Origin of the sequence: Pseudarthrobacter sp. PH31-O2 (assembly GCF_030063265.1) — a bacterium.
Taxonomy (GTDB): domain Bacteria; phylum Actinomycetota; class Actinomycetes; order Actinomycetales; family Micrococcaceae; genus Arthrobacter.
The window spans coordinates 34,976-58,770 of sequence record NZ_JASIST010000004.1 but is presented as its reverse complement, the minus strand read 5'-3'; the positions used below and the strand labels follow the sequence as shown (position 1 = coordinate 58,770).

At 66.7% G+C, this 23,795-nt stretch carries 20 protein-coding genes; 3 read left to right on the top strand and 17 right to left on the bottom strand.

Annotated features, from left to right (window positions below):
* Positions 1-40 precede the first annotated feature (40 nt).
* From menD to QMG72_RS07895, 4 genes are all read right to left on the bottom strand, one after another.
* Positions 41-1,747: a 2-succinyl-5-enolpyruvyl-6-hydroxy-3-cyclohexene-1-carboxylic-acid synthase gene (gene menD, locus QMG72_RS07910; protein ID WP_283480213.1), complete on the bottom strand. Its 1,707-nt coding sequence runs from the start codon at positions 1,745-1,747 to the stop codon at positions 41-43.
* Positions 1,744-3,516 carry an arginine--tRNA ligase gene (argS, locus tag QMG72_RS07905; RefSeq protein WP_283480212.1) on the bottom strand — a complete coding sequence of 591 codons (1,773 nt, stop codon included), beginning with the start codon at positions 3,514-3,516 and terminating at the stop codon, positions 1,744-1,746. Before argS ends, menD begins: the two co-directional genes overlap by 4 nt.
* A 244-nt stretch (positions 3,517-3,760) precedes the next feature.
* Complete coding sequence (locus QMG72_RS07900; protein ID WP_282358586.1) at positions 3,761-5,845, bottom strand: PhoX family protein; 2,085 nt, start codon at positions 5,843-5,845, stop codon at positions 3,761-3,763.
* Between the two features lie 72 nt (positions 5,846-5,917).
* A complete protein-coding gene (locus QMG72_RS07895) occupies positions 5,918-6,997 on the bottom strand; it encodes an o-succinylbenzoate synthase (RefSeq protein ID WP_282358587.1) in 1,080 nt (359 codons plus the stop codon).
* Between the two features lie 83 nt (positions 6,998-7,080).
* Here QMG72_RS07895 and QMG72_RS07890 point away from each other — a divergent pair, with 83 nt between their 5' ends.
* Positions 7,081-8,040 (top strand): phosphatase PAP2 family protein, encoded by a 960-nt coding sequence (locus tag QMG72_RS07890; protein ID WP_283480211.1) that lies wholly within the window; start codon positions 7,081-7,083, stop codon positions 8,038-8,040.
* 110 nt (positions 8,041-8,150) lie between these two features.
* Here QMG72_RS07890 and QMG72_RS07885 read toward each other — a convergent pair whose 3' ends face one another.
* The 8 genes from QMG72_RS07885 to hisD form a co-directional block, all read right to left on the bottom strand.
* Complete coding sequence (locus QMG72_RS07885) at positions 8,151-9,359, bottom strand: MFS transporter (RefSeq protein WP_282358589.1); 1,209 nt, start codon at positions 9,357-9,359, stop codon at positions 8,151-8,153.
* Between the two features lie 36 nt (positions 9,360-9,395).
* Entirely contained in the window at positions 9,396-10,130 is a 735-nt protein-coding gene (locus QMG72_RS07880; protein WP_226775718.1) for a GAF and ANTAR domain-containing protein, read from the bottom strand.
* Between the two features lie 59 nt (positions 10,131-10,189).
* A complete protein-coding gene (locus tag QMG72_RS07875) occupies positions 10,190-11,602 on the bottom strand; it encodes a MinD/ParA family ATP-binding protein (RefSeq protein WP_226775719.1) in 1,413 nt (470 codons plus the stop codon).
* Positions 11,603-11,720: 118 nt separating this feature from the next.
* Positions 11,721-12,536: an MBL fold metallo-hydrolase gene (locus QMG72_RS07870; RefSeq protein ID WP_226775720.1), complete on the bottom strand. Its 816-nt coding sequence runs from the start codon at positions 12,534-12,536 to the stop codon at positions 11,721-11,723.
* 176 nt (positions 12,537-12,712) lie between these two features.
* A complete protein-coding gene (locus QMG72_RS07865) occupies positions 12,713-13,549 on the bottom strand; it encodes an amino acid ABC transporter ATP-binding protein (protein WP_226775721.1) in 837 nt (278 codons plus the stop codon).
* Positions 13,542-14,195 carry an amino acid ABC transporter permease gene (locus QMG72_RS07860; protein WP_226775722.1) on the bottom strand — a complete coding sequence of 218 codons (654 nt, stop codon included), beginning with the start codon at positions 14,193-14,195 and terminating at the stop codon, positions 13,542-13,544. Before QMG72_RS07860 ends, QMG72_RS07865 begins: the two co-directional genes overlap by 8 nt.
* A 78-nt stretch (positions 14,196-14,273) precedes the next feature.
* A complete protein-coding gene (locus QMG72_RS07855; protein ID WP_226775723.1) occupies positions 14,274-15,086 on the bottom strand; it encodes an ABC transporter substrate-binding protein in 813 nt (270 codons plus the stop codon).
* A gap of 26 nt (positions 15,087-15,112) precedes the next feature.
* Complete coding sequence (gene hisD / locus QMG72_RS07850; protein WP_283480208.1) at positions 15,113-16,432, bottom strand: histidinol dehydrogenase; 1,320 nt, start codon at positions 16,430-16,432, stop codon at positions 15,113-15,115.
* A gap of 170 nt (positions 16,433-16,602) precedes the next feature.
* Here hisD and QMG72_RS07845 point away from each other — a divergent pair, with 170 nt between their 5' ends.
* Positions 16,603-17,535: a LysR family transcriptional regulator gene (locus QMG72_RS07845; RefSeq protein ID WP_226775725.1), complete on the top strand. Its 933-nt coding sequence runs from the start codon at positions 16,603-16,605 to the stop codon at positions 17,533-17,535.
* 70 nt (positions 17,536-17,605) lie between these two features.
* Here the strand turns inward: QMG72_RS07845 and QMG72_RS07840 are convergent, their stop codons facing one another.
* Genes QMG72_RS07840 through pdhA form a run of 3 tightly spaced genes read right to left on the bottom strand, consistent with a single transcriptional unit; the run spans position 17,606 to position 21,377 of the window.
* A complete protein-coding gene (locus QMG72_RS07840) occupies positions 17,606-19,048 on the bottom strand; it encodes a dihydrolipoamide acetyltransferase family protein (protein ID WP_283480207.1) in 1,443 nt (480 codons plus the stop codon).
* A gap of 2 nt (positions 19,049-19,050) precedes the next feature.
* Positions 19,051-20,163: an alpha-ketoacid dehydrogenase subunit beta gene (locus QMG72_RS07835; RefSeq protein WP_226775727.1), complete on the bottom strand. Its 1,113-nt coding sequence runs from the start codon at positions 20,161-20,163 to the stop codon at positions 19,051-19,053.
* Positions 20,160-21,377, bottom strand: a complete 1,218-nt coding sequence (gene pdhA, locus QMG72_RS07830) for a pyruvate dehydrogenase (acetyl-transferring) E1 component subunit alpha (RefSeq protein WP_282358593.1) — start codon at positions 21,375-21,377, stop codon at positions 20,160-20,162. The genes QMG72_RS07835 and pdhA overlap by 4 nt, the downstream gene beginning before the upstream one ends.
* Before the next feature lie 159 nt (positions 21,378-21,536).
* Between pdhA and QMG72_RS07825 the strand changes: the two genes are divergently transcribed.
* The gene (locus tag QMG72_RS07825) at positions 21,537-22,001 is read left to right on the top strand and encodes an Lrp/AsnC family transcriptional regulator (RefSeq protein ID WP_226775729.1); all 465 of its coding nucleotides are present in this window, start codon (positions 21,537-21,539) and stop codon (positions 21,999-22,001) included.
* A 15-nt stretch (positions 22,002-22,016) separates the two neighbouring features.
* On the opposite strand, the gene galU is transcribed toward QMG72_RS07825, so the two are convergent.
* Both galU and QMG72_RS07815 read right to left on the bottom strand, forming a co-directional pair.
* Positions 22,017-22,907 carry a UTP--glucose-1-phosphate uridylyltransferase GalU gene (gene galU, locus QMG72_RS07820; RefSeq protein WP_282358597.1) on the bottom strand — a complete coding sequence of 297 codons (891 nt, stop codon included), beginning with the start codon at positions 22,905-22,907 and terminating at the stop codon, positions 22,017-22,019.
* Positions 22,908-22,993: 86 nt separating this feature from the next.
* Positions 22,994-23,773: an enoyl-CoA hydratase/isomerase family protein gene (locus QMG72_RS07815; RefSeq protein WP_283480204.1), complete on the bottom strand. Its 780-nt coding sequence runs from the start codon at positions 23,771-23,773 to the stop codon at positions 22,994-22,996.
* Positions 23,774-23,795 lie beyond the last annotated feature (22 nt).

Genomic DNA, 23,795 nt, shown 5'->3' with positions numbered 1-23,795 from the left:
CCGCCTGACGCATTTCAGTCCGGCCGCGACGGCCGCCCGCCTATTCCGCGGCGATCACTCCTACCACCGCGTCGCCCACTGCGGCCCTGATGCGTGTGTGCAGCTCCCGCAGTCCGCGACGGTCCGTGCGCACCTCGATGATGACCCGGCCCGCCCACGGCTCGGCCAGCGCCCGGGCGAGTTCCGCCGTCGTACTGACTGAACGGTGTGCAACTCCGTAAGCGGCCGCCAGTGCGGCGATGTCCACGCTGTGCGGAGTACCGAATAGTCGTTCGACGGCGGTGCCGTAGCGGCCCGCGGCTTCGACGGCGCCGTGCTCCAGGAGCCCGAAGATCGCGCCGCCGGCGTCGTTGAGCAGCACGATCCGCAGCGCAGGCTCCTCTTCCCCTGCGCCGAGCAGCAACCCGCCGGCGTCGTGCAGGAACGTAACATCACCCAGCAGCACCGTGGTGGCCTGCATTCCGCCCACGGCAATGCCAGTGGCCGTGGCCACCGTGCCGTCGATTCCGGCGAGGCCGCGGTTGGCGTAGACCGTGGCACCGGGCTCGGGGGCAGGCGCGCCGGCGAGGTCGACGTCGCGGATGCCGTTGGAGGAGCCGAGCATAAGCTGTCCGCGCGAATGCTCCCAGACCAGCGCGCCGACGGCGGGACCGGTGGCAGCGGCGGATCCGGACAGGACCAGGTCGACGGCGTGTTGGGCGGCGGCCCCGGCCAGCAGCCAGGCATCCAGCCAGGCGGAGGAGCCCCGGCCGGCAAACTCGGCCAGGTCCGCCAGGGTCTCGAGTGGAAGTTCGGTTCGGCGGCCGGGCTCGTACCAGGCCACCGGAACCGGTTGGTACAGGGCAGAAGGGACGTCCGCGCGGGCCAGCAACTCGCTGACCGGCCGCGAGAGGGTCGGCCGGCCGAAGAGCACCACCCGCTCGATGGGCTGCCCGGAGTCCGGGCCAAAAGCCGCCAGCAGGAGCCGGTAGGGCCCCACCGCGTTTGGTCCGAACCGGGCATTGGAGGACGGCTCTGCCAGCAGCGGCAGGCCATGGGCGCGGGCAAAGGCTTCGGCCACCGGGCCGGCGTCGTGCCCGGCGAGCACCACTGTCCGCCGTTCGGGCAGGTTGTCAGCGACCGGGGGGAAATCGAGGGCCAGCGGGCCGCGGGGTGCCCGGTATACCCGGCGGCCGGACTCGGGCGGCAGGCTGTCGCCCGGAGCCGGAACCAAGGGGTCACGGAAGGCCAGGTTGAGCTGCACCGGTCCGGGCGGGGCGTCCGCAAAGGCTCCCGTGGCGGCGCTGAGGGCGGTCTCGACGGCGCGCCGCGGGTCGTCGCCGGCGGGCACGTCCGCGGCGAAGCGGACATGCTCGCCGAAGAGGTCCAGTTGCGCGGTGGTTTGGTTGGCGCCGGTCCCGCGGAGTTCCACGGGACGGTCGGCGGAAATCACCACCAGGGGGACGGCTGCGTGGTTTGCCTCCATCACGGCCGGCAGGAGATTGCCGACGGCGGTTCCGGACGTGGTGAGCACGGCCGCGGGTGCGCCGGTGGCGAGGGCCAGCCCGAGCGCCGTGAAGCCGGCGTCGCGCTCATCGATCCGGACCAGCAGCTCCACCCGCCCCGCCGCGTCTGCCTCGGCCAGGGCGTAGGCCATTGGTGCAGAGCGCGAGCCCGGCGCCACCACCACGTAGCGGACCCCTTCGAGCAGGAGTGCAGCGACAGCGATCCGGGCGGAATCCAGCGCCGTCAGTTCGTCCGGGTTCACATGTTCTCCGGCGTCTCGATGCCCAGCAAGTCCAGGCCCTCGGACAGGCGGCCCAGGACCACGGCGCACAGGGCCAGGCGGGACTCGCGCACCGAGTCCTCGGATTTTAGCACCGGGCACTGGTCGTAGAAGGTGGTGAAGAGCTGCGCGAGCTCGAACAGATAGGTGCACAGCCGGTGCGGTTCCAGTACCTCACGAACCTTGTTCAGCGCGGCACTGTATTCGAGTAGGTGCAGGGCAAGTGCTCGTTCGGCGGGCTCGACGACGGCGATCGGGGTGGCCGTCGTTCCGCCGTCGGTATCGGTGCCCGTGCCGGTGTTGGTGTTGGTGACGGCGTACTGCTCGAGGACGCCGGCCTTGCGCAGGATCGAACGGATCCTGGCGGCGGCGTACTGCACGTAAGGGCCGGTGTTGCCGCTGAGGGCCAGCATCCGGTCGAAGTCAAAGACGTACTCGGTGTCGTGGCCCACGGAGAGGTCCGCGTACTTGACCGCGCCGATACCCACCTGACGGGCGGTCAGGGCGCGTTCGGACTCGGTGAGCTCCGGCCGGCTGGCGTCGATGACGGCGCGGGCGCGGTCTACCGCTTCCGCCAGCAAGGCCATTAGTTTGACCGGGGCGCCGGAGCGGGACTTCAGGATCTTCCCGTCCTCCCCCAGCACGTTGCCGATTTGGACGTGCACGGCCTCAACCGTGTCGGGCAGCCAGCCGGCGTCGCGGGCTGTGGCCATGACCATACGCAGGTGCATGTTCTGCGGCGCGCCCACGACGTACAGGACGCGGTCTGCCGCAAGCTCGCGGACCCGGTAGCGGATCGTGGCAAGGTCCGTTGTGCCGTAACCGTAGCCGCCGTCGGACTTCCGGATGATAAGCGGCATGGGCTCCCCGTCACGGCCGGTGAAGCCCGCCGGGAAGGTGCACAGCGCGCCGTCGCTGATCCGGGCAAGGCCGCGGTCCTCAAGTTCCCGGCACAACTGTGCCAAGTGCGCATCGTAGGAGCTTTCGCCCGCGATGTGGTCGTCCGTGAGGCTGATGCCCAGCACCGAGTAGATGGCGTTGAAGTAGCGCTTGGACTGGGCCACGAGGCGCTGCCAGACGGCGAAGGTTTCCTCGTCGCCGCCCTGGAGTGCCACCACCCGGAGCCGCGCGCGGGTCGCGAAGCCGCCCTCCTCGGCGGCGGAGGCATCGAACTTGGCGCGGGCGGCCTGGTAGAAGGCGCTGGGGTCATCGACCAGCAGCGCGGCCGCCCGGGAGTCCTCGCCGATCTCCAGCCAGTGTTCGATCAGCATCCCGAACGGCGTGCCCCAGTCGCCAATGTGGTTCTGCCGGATGACGGTGTCCCCCAGCGCTTCGAAGACCTTCACCAGGCTGTCCCCCACCACAGTGGTCCGCAGGTGGCCGACGTGCATTTCCTTGGCGACGTTCGGGGAAGAATAGTCGACGACGACGCGCCGGGCCGCCGCGGCCGGCACGTCCGGGGTGCCGGCAGACTCGGCGTTTAGCAGCTCTTCGATCCAGGTGCCGTCGAAGGTGAGGTTGATAAAGCCGGGTCCGGAGATCTCGGTCGCCGTGCAGATCCCGTCCAGGTCCAGTGCGTCGATGATCTTCGCAGCGGCCTCGCGCGGCGGCATGCCGACCCTCTTGGCCAGCGCCATGGCCGCGTTGATCTGGATGTCCGCGAATTGTGAGGGCCTGACCACCGGATCCGTGCCGCGGTACTCTTCGCCGAACGCGCTGGCAATTGCTGCCTGGACTCTGGGGACAACCATTTCGGCCGGATTATTCACACTGTTCAAATTATCAGTTCCTCCACACCCCCGACGCTCCCTCAGCTCCTGCGCCCAAACAGCAAACGCTCCCTCACGTCCGGCGCCCAAACAGCAAACGCTCCCTCACGTCCGGCCGCCCGAAGGCGCAACGTGAGGGAGCGTCGACTCAATGCCCGCGAAAGGTGCGGGAGCGTCCGCCCGAAACCCGCCTAACCTGCGGGAGCGTCGGGAGGGGATGGGGCGGTCAGTCGTGGGTACGGAAGACCTGGACCACGGAGGGGCGCGGGGCGCGCACCTGGCCAGGCTTGGGCGATGTACCGGCAGCAACATAGTCCGGGAAGAACGAGTTCTGCGCCTCGAACGAGCCGTCCTCGCCCGGGTGCTGTACGGCGACGAACACGGTGCGCTCTTCATCGTGGACGATGGGGCCGCAGGTCTCGGCGTCCCGCGGCACAGCCAGGAACTGCTCCACCCGACCGCGTTCGGCGCCGTCGAGGGTGACCTTGAACAGCCCGTCGGCCTGGCCCGTGGTGGACGGCGCGCCGTCGGTGGAGATCCACAGGTTGCCGACGGAGTCGAACGCCAGGTTATCCGGGCAGGAAATCGGCGAGACCTGGTCCGCCGGGAAGCCGCTGAAGTAGGCGGACTTATTCTGGGCCGGATCGCCGCAGACCAACAGCAGGTTCCAGTCAAAGCCCGTGGAGGTCTGGTCGCCGCGTTCGGTGATTTCCACGATGTGGCCGTCGCGGTTGAGGTTGCGCGGGTTGGGTTCGGTGGCGCCTTCCTTGCCGGCCTTGCCGCGGTCCGTGTTGTTCGTGCAGGCCACGTAGACCTTGCCGGTGTGCAGGCTCGGCTGGACGTCCTCGCAGCGGTCCATTTTGGTAGGTCCGACCTTGTCAGCCGCCAGGCGGGTGTAGACCAGGACTTCCTCGACGCTCATGCCCGCGACCATCGATTTGCCGCCGACCACCAGCGGCAGCCACTGGCCGGATCCATCGAAGGCGCCGTCCGTGGGGAGCTTGCCCGAGCCGTCGATCTCCCCGGCCGGGGAGTCGCCAGTGAACTTGGCAACGTAGAGGTCCCCGGCGGAGAGCAGGGTCATGTTGTGCTTGCGGTTGCCTTCAACGTACTTCTGCGCAGAAACGAACTTGTAGAGGTAGTCGAAACGTTCATCGTCTCCCATGTAGGCCACTACATGGCCGGACTTGGCCACAATGACGTTGGCCCCTTCGTGCTTGAAGCGGCCCAGGGCGGAGTGCTTCTTCGGCGTCGACGTGGGATCAAGGGGGTCGACTTCGACGATCCAGCCGAAGCGGTTGGTCTCGTTTTCGAAGCCGGGGGTGCGGGCGTCGAAGCGGGGATCGTCGAGTTCCCACTGGCGGGCGGTGGGCTTGCTGGTCAACCCGTAGCGCTTGTCCGAGTCCGAGGTGCCGGCAGAGACGAAGTAGCCGTTGAAGTTCTCCTCACCGGAGAGGATGGTGCCCCACGGCGTGGTGCCGCCGGAGCAGTTCCCCAGCGTGCCCAGGATGGAACGGCCGGCGGGATCGGCCACGGTGCGGACCAACGGGGAACCGGCGACGGGTCCGGTGAGTTCGTAGGCGGTGTCGGAGAGGTAGCGCCGGTTGAGCTTGGCGCCCTTGACGTAGCTCCACGGCTTGTTCTTGTTTTTGCGTTCCAGCTCGACGACGGTCAGGCCGTGGGCGGCGCGGCCGATGGCGCGTCCCTCAGCCGCGGGCAGGGACGCCGGGAACATGATCGACTCGTTGGTGTATTCGTGGTTTGTGAAGAGCACTGCTCGGCGGTCCTTGGAACCCTCCAGCGGCAGGATGTCGGTGTAGTCGTTGTTGTAGCCGAACTGGCGGGCCTGGGCGGCCGCGGTCTGGCCATTCAGATCAAACGCCGGAGCATCGTTGAACAACGGGTCACCCCAGCGGATGATCGGCTGCCAGCCGAAGCCTTCCGGCACGGTGAAGGCGTCGACGGCGGCATCAACGGGGGCGATCGCGGTGAACTTCAGCTTGGACTTCCCGAAGCCGTCCTTCGCGGCGGCGGCCAGTCCGGGGCCGCCGTCGGCCACTGCGGACTCCGGTGAGCCGAGGGCCCCGCCGAAGGCGATCGCCAAGGCGCCGGCGGCACCGAAGCCCAGTGCGGCGCGGCGGGACATGGTGGCGGAGGCAATGTCGCGGAAGTAGCTGTTCGAGCTGGTGTTGCACACTTCACCCGAACAGGCGTTGTCGCATTTCAGCGCGCAGGTGACGGCGCTGCGTTTGCCTTTGGTGTGGCCGAGCATCGGGAGTAGGGAAAACGTGCGTCCGGAGGAAACAGACATGGGGGCGACCTTCCGAGGGGGTGGCTGTGATCCCGTCCACCCTTCCAGCCCAACACGACCTCAAGGCGTCTGCTAGGTGACGTTCCGGTGAACCTGCGGCCGGCCCCGGTCCGAAAGGAGCGTGTGGACCCGGCGCAGGCGGTCCAGCCACCAGTCGCGGCGCTCCGGCGCGGCGGCGTACTCCGCCAGCAGGTCCGGGTCGGCGGTGACCTCGCGGAGGGTGATGGCGCCGTCGTCGGGGATCAGCGGATCCCGGGTGACGTCGGCGGCCAGCAGGGTCACGGTTCCCAGCCCGCAGGCGTATGGAAGCTCCGGAAGCGCGGCGGCAAGCGCCAGCCCGGCGCGGATTCCCACCGAGGTGTCCAGCGCCGAGCTGACGACGGCGGGCAGCCCGGCCTGCGCCACGATCTCCAGCGCACGCCGTACTCCCCCCAGCGGCGCCACCTTCACGACGATCAGGTCCGCGGCACCGGCACGGGCCACCTTGAGCGGGTCCTCTTCCTTGCGCACGCTTTCGTCCGCGGCGATCAGCACCGGAAGTCCGCTGGCGCGCAGGCGCCGGCGGACCTCGGCGAGGCCGGCGATATCCGGCACGGGCTGTTCGGCGTATTCCAGTCCGACGGCGGACAGCCGCGTCAAGGCCGCCACGGCAGCAGGTACATCCCAACCGCCGTTAGCGTCGACCCGGATGGCCGCACCCGGGAGCGCCTCGCGGACGGCGTCCACCCGGGCAGCATCGTCCGCCAGGGTCTGCCCTGGTTCGGCGACCTTAATTTTGACGGCGTCCACCCGGCCAAAGCGGGCCAGAATGTCCGGTACCCGGTCCGCTGCGATGGCGGGGACCGTGGCATTGACGGGGATGCTGGTCCGCAGCGGCGCCGGGAAACCCTCCCACCCGGCTTCGATGGCGGCGAGGAGCCAGCGGGAGGCCTCCAAGTCGCCGTATTCGGGGAAGGGGCAGAATTCGGCCCAGCCCAGCGGGCCATCCAGCAGCAGGGCCTCGCGCTGGAGGATGCCGCGGAACTTCACCCGCATGGGCAGGCTCACCACATGGGCGCCGGCGAGGAGCTCGTCCAGTTGCGGGAGCCGCACCGTCTCAGCAGGGCCGTGGCCTCCGGGAACGTGCAGCGGCGGTACTGATGGGGTGGGCATGAATTTACTGTACCGGGGGTCCCGCGCGGGTCCACGCCGGTGGTCCCAGATACTTCGCAGGGATTTATGGGATTCTGATAGTCATGAGTTTTCGGCAGGAACGCACAAGCATGGATCCGGCTTCGGGGTACCCGCGGCCGCGCTCTGCCGCACCTCGGCACGTTCCTGAAGGGACCCCGGGCCGGGCAACGGGGTTCCTGTTCCTGCTGGCCGTCCTCGGCAGCATGGCGGCCCTCGCCGCAACGTACTATTTCTTTGTCCGGACCACCACGGGCCAGTTCATTGACGAGTCTGCCCTGGTGGAGGCCGGGGATATCCACGGCGCGGCAGGCAAGGCCGCCACCAGGTTCCTGGACTGGCTGCCGGCACTGTCCTTGCTGATCGCCACGGTGGTGGTCCTCGTTGTCACCGTGCTGAAGCGGCGCTGGGCAGCCGCTGGGATCGCCGTGGCAGCCTGCGTTGGCGCCAACGTGGCTACCCAGGTCCTGAAAAGCATCGTTCCGGTCCGGCCCTTCCGCGGGATCGAAACCCTGGAACTGAATTCCCTGCCTTCCGGGCACACCACCCTGGCGGCATCCGCTGCGGCCGCCGTGTTCCTGATGGTATCGCCGCGCTGGCGGCCGCTGGCTGGTTTCCTCGGCGGCAGCTTCGCCGTCGCCACGGGGGTGTCCACCCTGATCAACCAGTGGCACCGTCCCGCTGACGTGGTGGCGGCCTTCCTGGTCGTGGCGGTGTTTATGCTCCCCGCAGGCTGGCTGATTATCCGCAACGGGCCGCGCTGGAACGTCTGGGACGGCTACGGGATATTCTGGGCCTCCTCGCGGCTGTGGCTGGCGCTGCCGGCGCTGGGCGGGCTCGCCGCGGCGGCGGTGGCCAGCTACTCGTTGCTGAGGATTGCGCCCGGCCCGGGCCAGGAAAGCAGCACCACAAACTATTTCTGGGCCGGCACGTCACTGATTGTCATTTCCGGCTACTTGGCCACGGTCGCCGGGGTGTGGCTGTTTGGGCACGCTGCACGACGGCGGAGCGCACCGTTGCGCTGAGGCCCCGCGACATGTGCACCCCAACTAGCTCGCAGCAAAGGTCGTTTTGAGCGCTGAAAACGACGTTTACTGCGAGCTAGTTGGGCTCCGGCGCCGCGGTGCCAGTAGCTTCAGTAGTTGCGCCGGTGCTTGAGCCGGGGGATGGTAACGGCGAAGACCGCAGCTGCCGCGAAGCCGAGCACTCCGGTGGCGGCTACCCCGGCCCCGAGCGAGGCCAGCGCGGTAACGCCTGAGAGCAGCACCGGGCCGCCGGTGGCGCCGGCGTCGGCCATAAACCGCCAGATGCCCAGGAACTGTCCGCGGCCGTTGTCCGGTGAGAAGTCCGCCCCCAGCGTCATGTTCAGGCCCGAACTGATCCCGTTGCCAAAACCGATCAGCAGAGCCGCGAGCAGCAGCCCCACAAAGCCGGAGCTAAGCGGGATCAGCAGCATGGCCGCGCCCATGATGAGGGTAGAGGGAACAGCGACCCACTGCCGTCCCTTGCGGTCCATGAGTTTGCCCGCCGGGTAGAAGACCAGCATGTCGATGGCACCGGAGAGTCCGTAGATCAGCGACGCCTGGGTCGCGTCCATCCCGAGGTGCTCGGCCCAGAGCGGGACCACCACCTGCCGGGACGCCCGCAGCGCACTGAGCAGCAGCACGCCCATGCCGACGGTCAGGAAAACCCCGGCGTGGGAGACGGCCACACTGCGCAGCGTCGCCTGCCGGACGGGGACACCGTCCACCGCCGGCGTGGCCACAAGGTCCGGGATGGTCACCGACAGGGCCGCGGCCGCGGCCATCGCCACAACTCCGACCCAGTAGGCGCCGGTGATGCCGGCGAACTGCATCACTGCAGCGCCGATGAAGGGTCCGATAAAGATGCCAACCCGGTTGACGCCGCCGAGCGTGGATAGGGCACGCGCCCTGAGCAGCACCGGTACCGCCTCGGTCAGGTACTTCTGCCGGGCCAGTGCGAAGACGCTCGCCGCCATACCAACGACGAGCATCGCACCAGCGAGCAACCAGAGCCTCCCGGGCATCCCGGGAGCCAGTGCCGCGGCGGCAAGGGCGACGGCGGCCGCGGCCGCGGCGCCGACAATGGCCCAGCGTTCGCCGAACTTCAGGGTGATGAACGAGGCGGGGAGGTTGAAGAGCCAAGAGCCGAGGCCGATCAGGGTGACCACCAAGGCGGCGACGGCCACCGAAGCACCGAGGTCGCGGGCCGACAGCGCCACAACGGGCAGGATCGCTCCCTCGCCGATGCTGAACAGCAGGGCCGGGCCGAAGGCCGGGACGGCGATGCTGCGGAGACTGAAGGGGGCGGTATGCGTGGTCATCCCCTTCATCCTAGGACTGGCTGCGGTCCTGGCAGCTCAGGCCTCGAAGTGGGTTCGGACTTCCCCGCCGGTGAGGTTCCGGAGCACCCCGGCCGCGATGTCGCGGAGCTTCTGGTTCCGGTTGCTGGAAACCTTGGTCAGGATGCCCATCGCTTCCTCCTGGGAACAGCGGTTCTGGGCCATCACGACGCCGCAGGCGAGATCGATGGAGGTGCGGTGCTCCATGGCGGCTTTGAGGTCCTCGGCCCGGGACTGCGCCGTGCCGATCCGGACAGCCAAGCGGAGGGAGCGGCCGGCGAGGTCGGCGAAGCCGGACGCTTCGGCAATAATTTCCGCCGTGAAAAGCCCGGTACTTGAGCCGAAGAAGTTCAGGGCGGCAGCCGCATCCTCGCCGATTTCCAGGGGCACCCCCAGGACACTGCGGCAGCCTTGCGCCGCGAGCTCCAGCTGGTAGCCGGGCCACCGCGGATCGGTGGCGACGTCGGCCAGCAGAGTCACGGAGCGTGTCCGCAGGGCTTCGATGCACGGGCCATCGCCCATGCTTTGTTCGATCCGGTCCAGGACCACCGCCCGGGGGCTGCTCCCCGCCACCGTCATGGTCTTCTTGCGGCGCTGCAGTGTCACGCCGCATTCGATCCCGGCGCCTGCGGCGTGGCTGAGTGTGGCCGCCGAGAATTCCGCGAGGCGGCCGAGGAAATCCTCGACGTTCTCCGTTCCCATCAGAAGGTCCTGCAGCTGCAGGGCGGCTTCGTCCCCGACGTTGTTAGTCATGCCTCAATCTAAGCCGGTCCCCGGGGCGAAACAACTTAGCTGGCCCCGCCGTCCAAAGCCTAGAGGTAGCCGTCCACGATTGCCGCAGCGATTTCACGGTAAGCGCGCCGGGTTTCCGGGCGGAGCACATCGAGGGTGACAAGGTCGCCGTCGGCCACGCCGCGATCATGCGGCACGGCGATCAGCTGGCGGCAAATGCCGGACAGGTGGTCCTCGATCGCGTCCTTGTCTACCCGGGAGGAGACCTCGTCCTTGTCCGTGATGACCACGATGGCGTTGCGGGCCAGTTCTTCGTAGCCGTGGTCGGCGAGCCAGTGCAGGGTGCTGCGCGCGCGCTTGGCGCCGCTGACGGCGTAGCCTGCCGCGATGATCAGGTTGTCCGCCGACTGCAGGATGCCGCTCATGGCGTTGTGCGTGACGCCGGTTCCGCAGTCGGTCAGGGCCACCGAGTAGTACCCGGAGATGAGTTTGCGGATCTGCAGGTATTCCTCGGCGGTCAGGGAGTCGGAAACCTCGGGGTCCTGTTCACCGGCAATCAGGTGCAACCGGCCCGCATGATGCATGTACCGGGCCAGGGCCGTGAGGGAATCAATTGATTCGATGTTCTTCAGCAGGTCTGTGATGGTTCGCGGGCTCTGCTGCTGATAGATGCCCTCGCCGAGGGCGCGCTCCACGAGGTCCCCGGAGTCAGGGTTGGCGTCGATGGCACACGGCGGGTCGCCGCGGAACTCAGCCAGGGTCAGCCCGACGCCCACGGTCGTGGAGGTCTTGCCGATGCCGCCCTTCAGGCTCAGGACGGCCGTGTTGTAACTGCCCTGGAGCTGCCGGGAGATGCGCCTCGCCAGCTCGTCTTCTTCGCGCTGGCGTGCGCTCGGACCCAGGTTCACGCCGCCGCCGGTCAGGGCGTAGAGGGCACCGCGGAGTCCGCCGACCGGGCGTGGCTTCTGCTCGCGGACAAAGAGCCCCGGGGAACTAATGAAATCGGGGGCGGGCGCGCTCAGGGCGGCAGCCCGGCTGGCAGAGCGAGTGGCCCGGCTGGGGAGGGCCGGCACGGCAGGGGCACCTTCCGGCGCCGCCGGAAACGCCGACCGGCGCGACGCGGGGAAGGAGCGCGGCTCGGACGCCGGGTCTTCCAACGCCTCGCCGTCCGGATCTGCCGGCGGGTTGGCATCGGAGGCGGCCGACGCCGGCGGGACTGCTGGCGGCTCGGGCGCGGAGGGGACCTCCCGGATGACGGGAACGGCAACCGTGGCGGCTTGTCGTTCGTCGGCCGCTTCCGCGGCCTCAGCCCAGGAATTACGGCGCAGCGGACGGGCCGCTTCGCTCTCGACGGGGTCAGAGGTGGTGATTGGCATGGTTCCTGTCCGGGCGTCGGAGTCCCCGCCGCGGCGGCGGTCACGCCGGCGACGAAGTTCGGGTTGTTCTACCTGCGCGCCGGCCTTGGCTGTGTTGTTGTCCACCGGATCGGGCATATTGGTCCCCCCTGGGACTCACAGCGCAGACCGCTGCGGTGCTCGTTTGAATTGGTTCAACCCCAATTCTAGGCGCTGTCCCGGGTGCCCCTGCCAATAGCGGTCCCGGGCAGCAGGCTCAGCGGCGCGCCCGGGTCTCCTGCAGGCGCCTGATGAACCAGCGGGACTGCACCGGCCCGTAGGGCAGGATGGGGATGGCCTTGGTGGCGTCGTCCGGCGTCTCCCGGGTCGCCTGGGTGGCCTGCCGCACCGCCGTGGTCATGGTGTTGGCCATGGTCTTGACGAACTGGTCGCTGCACGGCTCGCCGTGGCCAGGGATCAGGAACTCATAGCGGTGGCGCAGCGCCGAGAGATGGCGGAGGGCGTCGGCCCACTCCTCCGGGTAGGAATCCTCAAAAGAAGGCTGCGAGCCGTGCTCCACAAGGTCACCGGCGTAAAGTGTGGTGGCCGTTCCCACCAGCAGGTCGCCGTCCGTATGACCGCACCCGAGGTAGAAGAACGTAACGCTTTGGCCGCCGAGGTCCAGCAGGACCGGCTGATCCTTAACGATGGCGTTGGGAACGACGATTTCGGTGTTGCCGCCCTCGCCGGCAGCCATTTCCGGCTCGCCGGCAACAACCGCGCGGCGCTGGCTGCCGCCGTTCTCGGCGATTTCCGCAGCACAGTTCTCATGCGCCCAGAACTCTGTCGCGCCAGCTTCGGCGAACACGGCGTTGCCGAAGAAGTGATCATGATGGGCGTGCGTGTTGACAACAACAAGCGGCAACTGTGTCTTTTCCCGCACGGCGTCAAGGATCTCGCGTCCCTGCCGGGGTCCGCTGCCGGTGTCGATCACCAGGGCTCGTTCGGAGCCGACCACCAGGCCTGTGTTGAGCAGGGAACCTTGGGTGGTCAGGACGTAGTTGTCCGGGCCAGCCTCGAGCCATCGTGACATTAAATCTCCGTATTCCGCGGTGTTCCGGCGTCGTTGGTGCGATGTTCTGCCCCCGATTCTACCCACGGAGCCTGAACGGGGGCCGGGAATGAAGGCCTTGTCCCGCAGCTGGGCAGGCGGATGCCCGGGAAACGTACCCGCTCCCGGGTGTTCGCCTGCCCCGCTGCGGGCAGTGCCTAGGCTGGCAGGATGCCCGAGCGGCTCAGGAGCGCCCGGGTTTTCGGATGTTGCGGGTCAGTGAAAATACGGGCCGGCGGCCCCTCCTCCACGATGACGCCCTGGTCCATCACGACAATTCGGTCCGCAATGTCCCGGGCGAATTGCATCTCGTGGGTCACGATCACCATGGTGGTTCCCTGCTGGGCGATCTTCTTGATGACAGCGAGGACCTCACCCACCAGCTCGGGATCCAGCGCCGAGGTCGGCTCATCGAAGAGCATCACGGCAGGATCCATGGCGAGGGCACGGGCAATCGCAACCCGCTGCTTCTGGCCGCCTGAAAGCTTGCTGGGATAGTTGTCCATCTTCTCGCCCAGACCCACCATTTCCAGGTTGGGGACAGCGATCGCCCGGGCCTCGACCGCTGAGAGCTTCTTGACGTCCCGGAGGGGCGCCATGACATTTCCCAAGGCCGTCTTGTTCAGGAACAGGTTGAAATGCTGGAATACGAAGCCAATGTCGGTCCGTTTTTGGGCCGTGATGGATGCTTTCTCGGCGACCAGTTCCCCGTTGCGTTCGTCGTAGCCGATCAGGTGTCCGTTGACGTAGATACGGCCGGCATCAATCGTCTCGAGCTTATTCATGCAGCGCAGCAAGGTACTTTTGCCGGATCCACTTGACCCCAGGATGGCGATCGTCTCGCCGCGGTGAACCACGAGATCCACGCCCTTGAGCACTTCGACCCTTTTCTGCACGTGGGGCTTGCCCCTGAGCCGCTGCCACAGGTTCGGCTTGGTCTCCGAGACGAAGGTCTTGTGGACGTCCCGGACATCAATAATGGTCTCGTCAGCCATTGGCCCGTGCCTTTCGTTCAAGCACTACCACAACGCGCGAGAGTGGAAGGCTGATAATCAGATAAAGTATGGCCGCGGCGGTGTAGATGGCCGTGGTCTGGAAGGTCTGGCTGTTGAGGATGTTGGCCGTCTTCAGGATCTCGGTCACTGCAATCACCGAGGTCAGTGCCGTGTCCTTGATCATGGCGATGAAGTAGTTGCCGATCGGCCCCATGGAGACCACGAAAGACTGGGGAATAACCACCTTCCACAGCGTTTTGCTGGGGGTGTACCCAAGGGACAGCGCAGCCTCGGTCTGGCCGTGCTCCACGGACAGGATCGCGGACCGGAAAACCTCGGACAGGTAGGCAGCGTAGTTCAGCCCAAGTCCGAGGATGCCGGCCGGCACGGGCTCAATGCTGACGCCGATGCTGGGGAGCACAAAGAAGATGTAGACCAGCTGGACCAGCAGCGGAGTGCCGCGGATGACCTCGAGGTAGACGGTGGCGATAGCGCGAAGGATCTTGAGCGAGGAAATGCGTGCCAGGGCCACCAGCAGGCCGAGCACGAGGGCCAGGACCATGGCGCCGAGGGCCAGTTGAATGACAACGGGAACCGCCTGAAGGAGGGCTGGGAACACGGCGAAGGTGTTGTTAATAAAGTCCACTTGGAATCCCTAAATGAGGGTCGGCCAGGGGCGGCGGGCAGTGTTGGGGATGCCGCCGCCCCTGCGTGATTCTGAAAGTTATTTGCTCATGTTCGAGTCGTCCAGGCCGTACTTCTTGAGGATCTCAAGGTACTTGGGGGTCTTCTTGAGATCTGCCAGTCCGGAATTCAGGTCCGCCAGCAACTGGGTATCATCCTTGCGGACGCCGGCGCCGATGATGCCCGGGTAGAACGGCTTGTACGGGGAGACGAGCTTCAGCTTCGGGTTCGGCTTCTGGACCAGGCTGTAGCCGATCACTGCACTGTCGGTGAAAACAGCATCAACCTGCTTGTTCTCCACGGCGGCGAGCAGGGCTGCCTGCGAGTCGAAAAGCTTAACCTGGCTGCCACCGAGGCTGTCCACCAGGTCCTTGAATACGGTGCCGGTCTGGGCGCCGAGGACCTTTCCCTTTACATCGTCGCGTGAGGTCAGGGTTGAATCGGAGGGGACCACCATGGCTTCACCCTCGGTGTACCAGGGATCGGTGAAGTTGATTTGTTTCTTGCGGTCATCGGTGATGTACATGGCGTCGACGATCACGTCCGCCTTCTTGGCATTAAGCGCCGCGATCAGCGTAGCGAACTCGGAGGTGAAGACCTTGACCTTCCAGCCTTTGGCTTCGGCGATGGCATTGATCATGTCCCCATCGATGCCTTTGAGCTCACCGCTGGCCTGGTCGGTAAAAGAGAATGGCGCATCGTTGGACGTCGCGATGGTGATGGTCTTTTGGTCGGCGCCACCCCCGCTGCTTGCGCCGCCTGTTGAGCCGCAGGCGGTCATGGCCAGGGCGACTGCAACACCCATCGGCACGAGGGCGGCGAAACGGGTGCGGAGCGTTTTTGTCTTAGTCATGACGGGCCTTTGTTAGAGATTGTTGTCTATCGGATGAAGCGGTCGAGGCGGAGTGTGGCGGTGGCCTTGTGGGCTGCCATGCCTTCGGCGTCCGAAATCGTTGTGACGTAGTTGGCCAGACGCGGGGTTGCGTCTTTTTCGACCCGCTGGAAAGTGAGCGGTTTGAGGAAGCGCGCCACGGAGAGCCCGGCGGATGACCGGGCACCGCCGCCGGTGGGAAGTACGTGGTTTGTGCCGGACGAGCCCTTGTCCGAGTAGGCCACGGTGGACCATGGCCCCAGGAAGATGGAGCCGTAGTTGCGCAGGTTCCCGTGATAGTACGCGTCGTCGGCGGTCTGGATTTCCAGGTGCTCCGGCGCCAGGAGGTCCATAATCTCCACCGCCGTTGCCCGGTCTTCAGCCACGTAGACGGTGCCGTAGTCCCGCCAGGCCGGCCCGGCGATGTCGCGGGTGGCCAGCGTCTGCAGTTGTTTGTCGATCTGCCGGATCACCTCTTCGCCCAGCTCGCGTGAGGTGGTGACCAGGGACGCCGGTGACTGCGGGCCATGTTCGGCCTGGCCGAGGAGATCGGCGGCAACCAGCTCTGCGTCGGCGGTTTCGTCGGCGATCACGGCGACTTCCGACGGGCCCGCCAGCAGGTCAATACCGACTCGACCGAAGAGTTGCCGCTTGGCCTCGGTGACGTAGGCGTTGCCGGCACCGACAAGTATGTCCGCTGGCTGTTCGTCCAGGAGCCCGAAGGCCATGGCGGCCATGGCTTGCACACCCCCGAGGGCGAAGGCCCGGTCCACGCCGGCCAGATAGGCGGCATAGAGGACGGCGGGGTTCCCGCCGTCGGGCCCGGCAGGCGGGGTGCAGGCCACGACGTTGCGAACGCCGGCCGCCTTGGCGACCCCAACCGTCATAAAGGCACTGGCCAGGATGGGGAACCTTCCCGCGGGGAGATACGCTCCAACGCGCCCCACGGGGACGTACTTCTGGCCGACAAAAACGCCGGGGAGCAGCTCGGTTTCAAAATCACTGAGGTGTTCGCGCTGCTCCACCGCAAATAGCCGGGTCCGCTCTGCGCTGGCCACCAGGGCCTCCCGCAGTTCCGTAGAGAGCCCGTCGCCGGTTTTAGCCAGAGCGGCCTGGCTAAGTTCAAGGTTGGAGCCCTGCCATCCGTCGAGGTGCCGAGCGTACTTAAGCACGGCGTCCATTCCGTTGGCCTCAATGTCAGCGAGCATCGCGGACACCGTCTCCACGACGTCGGGAAGCCGCTGGGCGGGAACGCCGCCAATGGCCGGGCTCTTCAGGACCAGGAAACTGCCCTGTATGTGAGCCGCATCACGGCTGGATATCTGCATAGGTCCGAGCTACTCAGTCCGTTCCTATCGCACAACGGGACGCTAACGAGTGCCAGCCATAGGGTGACCCGATGGCTGGCGGCTTGTGTTTCACGCAGGCAACAGACCCGCGGTGGTATCTCCCGGCGCCACAAAACCCCCGCATTCCGCTCGCTGACTAGAGTGGGCCCATGACCCTTGCGCAACTACGGGCCTTCCTCGCCGCCTATGAGCTCGGTTCTTTCACCGCCGCGGCACGAAAGCTGGAAACAAGCCAGGCTTCCGTCTCCGAGCTCATCAGCAGGCTGGAACACGAGCTTGAGCACAGCCTCTTCATTCGGGGCGGGCGGCGCCTTCTTCCCACGACGGCTGCCGTTGAACTGCAGGTGCATGCGTTGCAGTCCGTCACCTCTTTCGACAACGGCGTGGAGGCACTGAAATCCATGTCTTCGCTGGAAGGGGGCGTCTGCACGTTCGGCGTTCTGCGTTACGGCGCGTACTACGACCTGGCCGACCTGGTGCAGCGGTTTCACCGGCGCTACCCCAAGGTGAAGGTGCGCCTCATCGGACTGAACTCCTTGGCAGTGGCCGAGTCGGTGGCCTCCGGCGAAATTGAGGCCGGGCTGATCGTCCTGCCGGTTGCAGAGGCCGGCCTTCAGGTCAGGCCGCTTTTTCGTGACGAAGTTTTTTACGTGTCGGCTACCCGTAATCCATCGCGCGGCCCCGTGACCATTGAGGAATTCGCCGAGTCGAAGCTGGTGCTCTATGACGCCTTTGCCGGCTGGCGCGATCCCACCCGGCGGCAGATTTTGGAGCGTGCCCGGCTCAAGGGGCTGAAAATCGATGCGGCAATCGAGGTGGAACATGTCGATACCGCCCTGGGCCTGGTTGCCGCCGGCGCGGCCGACAGTTTTGTCCCCCACGCATTGGTTAGCGCGCCGGGTTTTCCGAAAAACGTTCACGCTGTCCCTTTTGCAGAACCATTGTTCGACACAATTGCCCTTGTCCAACGGGAGGGCGCCTATCTTTCCCCGGCAACACGGAAGATGGCGCAAATGGCAGCGCGGACCTTGCTGTCCAAAGTGCCGCCGGGCCAGGACATCAGGCGGGCAACTGTGCGCTAGTCCGGCCGCCAGCGGCCGCTTGCCCCCGGACCAGCGCCTCCGGCAGGCGCTGGTCCGGGTCCCCCGTTCCTCAAAAGTCGGCCAGTACCGACCCCGGGTTCTCGATCGCGTCGGCCACAAAACGCAGGAAGCCGCCGGCGGTTCCGCCGTCGCAGACGCGGTGGTCGAAGGTGAGCGTCAGCTCGGTGACCTTGCGCACGGCGAGTTCGCCGTTAACTACCCAGGGCTTGTCGATGATCCGCCCGACGCCGAGGATGCCTACCTCGGGGTGGTTGATGATCGCGGCCGAGCCGTCGACCCCAAAGACGCCGTAGTTGTTCAGCGTGAACGTGCCGCTGCCCAGTTCCGCGGGGGTTGCCTTGCCCTCGCGGACGACGCCGGTGAGCCGCCGGATTTCGGCGTCCAGTTCGCGGGCGCTGAGTTTGTCTGCGTTGCGCACGGACGGCACCATCAGGCCGCGGTCGGTCTGGGCCGCGAAACCGAGGTTGACGCCGTCGAAGGCCACGATCTCCTGGCCGGCCCCACCGGCGGTGTCCCCGGCGCTGACGATCCGGGAGTTCAACTCCGGAAACTTCTTGAGGCCGGCAGTAACAAAGCGGGCAATGAACGCCAGCAAGCCCGGGGTGTGGTCCGGGTCGGCGTTCTTCAGCGCGGCGCGCAGCTCCACCAGCGCCGTGGCGTCGACATCGACCCAGACCGTGGCCTCCGGGATCTCGGACCGGCTGCGCGCCATGTTCGCCGCGACGGCCTTGCGCACGCCGCGGACAGCCGTGCGGCCGGAGATCCCAAGCCCCGTGCGGGCATCCGTGTCCGTGATCGCGGCAGCCACATCCGTTGCTACCGCGGGCGTTTCGACCGGGCTGGTTCCGGCAGGCTCAACCGCAGGCGCCGGCTTGATGAACGCCTCAACGTCGCGGCGCATAATAAGCCCGCTGGCTCCCGAGCCTTGGAGATCCCCCAAATCAACCCCATGGTCCCGAGCCATCCGCCGGACCAGCGGAGAAATCACAGCCCCCAGCTTCCCGGGGACCCGGGTCCGCATAAGCAACAGATCATCGGCAGCCTTCTCGGCCTCAGGCACCTGCGCCACAGCCCGCTTGGATGCCCGGGTCCGCCGGGCAACCCCATGCCCGCCCGGAGTCCCGTAGCCAATGAGGACATTCCCGGACCCGGCCTTCTCCTCCTCGCGGTAGGTCTCTGCCGCGGCATCTTGGGTTGCGGCCGGCTCAGCCACCGTGGCTGCGGCAGACTCAACCGCGGGAGCCGCACCAACCGGCATCACCGAGATCAGCGGCTTCCCGACGTCGAGCGTCTGGCCCGGCTCGCCGTGCAGCACGGCGACGGTGCCGGCGTAAGGGGAGGGCACCTCGACCATGGACTTGGCCGTCTCCACTTCGGCGATCGGCTGGTCGACGCGGATATCGTCGCCCACCTTCACGAGCCAGCTGACCAGTTCGGCTTCGGTGAGGCCCTCACCAAGGTCCGGGAGGAGGAATACTTTCGGTTCGCTCATGGTCAGTTCTCCCACTGGAGGTCGTCAACGGCGTCGAGGATACGGTCCACGCCGGGCAGGTAGTAGTGCTCAAGCTTGGGCGCCGGGTACGGCACATCAAAGCCCGTGACCCGGCGGATCGGCGCGGCGAGGTGGTGGAAACAGCGTTCCTGGACCCGGGCCACGATCTCGGAGGCCACCGAGGCGAAGCCGTGCGCTTCGGCGATAACCACCGCGCGGCCGGTCTTGCGGACCGAGGCGCAGACCGTCTCGTCGTCGAAGGGCACAATCGAGCGGACGTCGATCACTTCCAGCGAGCGGCCTTCCTCGGCGGCGGCGGCAGCAGCAGCCAGCGCCGTCGGGACGGACGGTCCATACGCGATCAGCGTCGCGTCGGTGCCGGGGCGGGCGACGGCGGCGCGGCCTTCCGAGGACGTGCCGCGTTCGGTGTTCGCGGCATGTTCGGCCCGGAGCGCGTCCAGGTCCACCTGGTCCTTGGACCAGTAGAGCTTCTTCGGCTCCATAAACATCACCGGATCATCGGAATCGATGGCCTCGCGGAGCATCCGGTAGCCGTCCGCCACAGTGGCCGGGGTGAAGACCTTAAGCCCGGCGGTGTGGGCGTAGTAGGCCTCGGAGGAATCACAGTGGTGCTCCACTCCCCCGATGCCGCCGGCGTAGGGAACCCGGATGACCATGGGCAGCTTCACGCCGCCCTTGGTGCGGTTGTGCATCTTGGCAACGTGGCTGACGATCTGTTCGAACGCCGGGTAGGCGAAGGCGTCGAACTGCATCTCGATGACCGGGCGCATGCCGTTCATCGCCATGCCCACGGCCATGCCGACAATGCCGGACTCGGCCAGCGGGGTGTCGAAGCAGCGGCTCCTGCCGAAGGTTTTGGTCAGACCGTCGGTGATGCGGAAGACGCCGCCGAGCATACCAACGTCCTCGCCGAAGACCAGGACCGAGGCGTCGGCGTGCATGGCGTCGGCCATGGCGGCATTCAGTGCCTTGGCCAGGGTAATGGTCTGCGGGCCGGTCTGCTCGGCCTTGACCGCTGCCGTTTCCGCGGCCTGAGCGGTCGCGGCGCTGACGTTGCCGTTCGCCTCGGACGAGGTGGTGATGGTGGGGCTCATTTCGCGGCCTCCGTCGCTGATGCGGCGTCCCGGGCGAGTTCGTCGGCGAGCATTGCGGACTGCTCCTTCAACTGGGGAGTGGGAGTAGAGAAGACGTATTTGAACAGGTCCTGCGGATCGACGGGGACCTCCTCGCTGAGTCCTTCGCGCAGCTGCGTGGCAACGGCTTCGGCCTTCTCTGCAATAGCGGCGGTGCGGCCGTCATCGAGCAGTCCCCGGTCCGTCAGGTAGGTCTTCATCCGGCTCAGCGGGTCTTTCGCCACCCATTCGGCGACCTCGCTGTCCTGCCGGTAGCGGGTGGCGTCGTCGGCGTTGGTGTGGGCCTGCATCCGGTACGTGTGGGCCTCGACAAGCAGCGGTCCGGAGCCTTCCCGGGCCAGCTTGACCGCCCGGCCCAGCACCGCGAGGAGGGCCACGACGTCGTTGCCGTCCACCCGTTCGCCGGCCATCCCGTAACCCACGGCCTTGTGGGCGAGCGACGGTGCAACCGACTGGTGCGCGAGCGGCACGGAGATCGCGTACTGGTTGTTCTGGACGAAGAACACAACCGGCAGGTGGAAGACGGCCGCGAAGTTCAGTGCCTCGTGGAAGTCGCCTTCGCTGGTGGCGCCGTCCCCGCACATGGCCAGGACAACGGTGTCCTCGCCGCGGAGTTTGGCGGCGTGGGCGACGCCGACGCCGTGCAGGAGCTGGGTGGTCAGCGGGGTGCACTGGATACCGACCTTGTGCTCGGCGGGGTTGTAGCCGCCGTGCCAGTCGCCGCGGAACAGCGTCATGGTCTGGACGGGATCCACACCGCGTGCCATCACGGCCACGGAGTCACGATAGGTGGGGAACATCCAGTCGCCGTCGGACAGGCAGAGTGCCGCTGCGACCTGGCAGGCCTCCTGGCCGTGACTGGAGGGGTAGACGGCCATCCTGCCCTGCCGGACGAGGGCTGAGTTCTGATCGTTGACGCGGCGCCCGACGACGAGCTGCTCGTAAGCGGCCAGCAGTTCCGCCTCGCCCGGCAGGCTGTACTCGTGGCCGGGCTGGGTGCCTTGCTCGGTGTGGGGGTTCAGTGTGCCGTCCGGACCCACCATTTGGATCTGGTGCCGGGCGGGCAGCATGTAGTCCTCGACCGTGATGCCGAACTTGCGCACGGCCTCATTGGCCGCGCCTGCCATCTGGTCCTGCGCTGCGGGCTGCGCAGGGTGGTCTGCGGAGATCGTCATTGGTCCGTCCTTCTGTAGCCACTATTCACTCCAAGTATGGGGCTGGGCGATGTTTCGTATCCAGCTCTCGCGGAAATCGTGGAGAAGTCCAGAGAATTGCCTTACTCTAGAAGACAAATCGTAGATGTGAGCTGGATTACCGGCGGGGGTTGTGGACAAATGGCAGAGGACGGGGCGGACCAGGCCGCGGTGCCCTTGGATGATGTGGACCGGAACATCATCGCGGAACTGACCAGGGACGGGCGGATGTCCGTCACGCAGGTCGCGGAGAATGTCCACATCTCCCGGGCCCACGCCTACACACGGATTGCCCGGCTGACCGGCGAGGGTGTGCTGACCAAGTTCACGGCACTGGTCGACCCGATTAAGGCCGGCCTGAAGTCCTCGGCCTACGTCACCCTGAAGGTCCGCCAGCATTCCTGGCGGGAACTGCGGGAACTGCTGCGCGCCATTCCAGAGGTGCACCACATCGCCTTGGTGGGTGGCGACTTCGATGTCATCCTGCTGGTGCGCGCCGTGGACAATATCGATCTGCGCCGGGTGATCTTCGACCAGCTGCAGTCCATGCCAGGGGTGCTGGACACACAGACGTTTTTGGTGTTTGAGGATGTCGATACGCGGTAGCCAGGCGTTGCGGTTTCAGTTGACGAAGGCCTTCATCCAGGCTTTGAGCTCCTCGCCGAATTCGACCCGTTCCGAGGCAATCGAGATGACCGCCTTCAGGTAGCTGAGCTTGTCGCCGGTGTCATAGCGGCGGCCCTTGAAGACCACTCCGCTGACCCCGCCGCCCTCGCAGTTTGAGGTGGCCAACGTCTGCAGCGCGTCCGTGAGCTGGATTTCTCCGCCGCGGCCGGGTCCTGTTTCCTCCAGCACGTCAAACACCGCCGGGTGCAGGACGTAGCGGCCGATCACGGCAAGGTTGGAGGGCGCATCGGCGATCGAGGGTTTTTCCACCAGCCGGTTAACCCGCACATGGTCTTCGCCGGCGATGACCGAGACGTCTGCGCAGCCGTAAGCGCTGATTTCGGCGGGATCCACCTCGATCAGGGCAACCACCGAGCCGCCCGTCCGGGCCTGCACCTCGATCATGGTGCTCAGCAACTCATCGCGTTCGTCAATCAAATCATCGCCCAGCAGCACGGCGAAGGGCTCCGCGCCGATATGCTGACGGGCACACAGGACGGCGTGGCCGAGTCCCCGCGGGTCTCCCTGGCGCACATAGTAAAGCGGCCCCAGGGCGGATGCGTGCTGGACGGCCGCCAGTTTCTCCCGGTCACCCTTTAGTTCCAGGGCACGTTCCAGGCTGGGCTCCCGGTCAAAGTGGTCCTCGAGGGCGCGCTTCTGCCGGCCGGTAATCATCAGCAGGTCCGTCAGCCCGGCGCGGACGGCTTCCTCCACGACGTACTGGATGGCCGGCTGGTCGACTACTGGGAGCATTTCCTTCGGCATGGCTTTGGTGGCGGGCAGAAAGCGTGTTCCCAGTCCGGCGGCAGGAATGACAGCCTTAGTTACCGGTTTCCCCAAAGTCATAACCGAACCCTACAAGGACACCTTCGAAATGAGAATAACTTCGATAAAGAGAAGCAGCCGGGCCGGTCGCCCGGCGACAGTCGTTTTTACCCCTTGAAAACCGGCGTCCGCTTCTCCTGGAACGCCAGGAACCCCTCAGTGTAGTCCGCGGTGTTGCAGAGCCGTGCCTGCTCGGCGTTTTCCTCTGCCATGGACTCCCACAGGCCCAGCCGCTGGTCCCGGATGTGCGCCACGAGGTCCTTGCTGGCGGTGAAGGCACTGGTGGCGCCGGTGGCGGCCTTCGCCACGATGGCGCGGGTGTCCGCCAGGAGGTCAGCTGCGGGCATGGCCCGGGAGAACATTCCCTGCGCCACGGCGTCGGCACCGCTCATCAGCTCCGCCGTATAGATCAGGTCCAGCGTCCGGTGCATACCGAGGCGTTCGGTGAAGTACCAGTGGCCACCCGAATCGAGGGTGGCACCGAGGTTCGCGAACGGGGAGCCGAATTTGGCGTTCTCCGCCACGTACACCACGTCAGTGGCCAGCAGCAGGCCCAGCCCTACCCCCAGGCAGGCTCCTTGGGCTGCCGCGAAGGTGGGCGCCGGAAAGGCGGACATCTTCTTCAGAAGCGGCTGCAGCAACCCGCCGAGATAGCCCTGGACGTCATCCGTTTCCGGCGTCACGCCGGCGATGTCCCGGCCCGCGCAGAAGGCCCGTCCCTCTCCCCTCAGGAGCAGCGCACGCACCTCTCCGCGGGCGGCTGCGGCAGCGGCGTCGTCGTACGCCTGAGACAGATCCCGCAGCGCCTGCTCGTCCAGCGCGTTGAGCTTGTAGGGGGCGTTCAGGACGATCTCGGCGATGCCGTCGGCGATGGAGAGGGAAATCATGGGGCTCCTGGGGTCGGGGCGG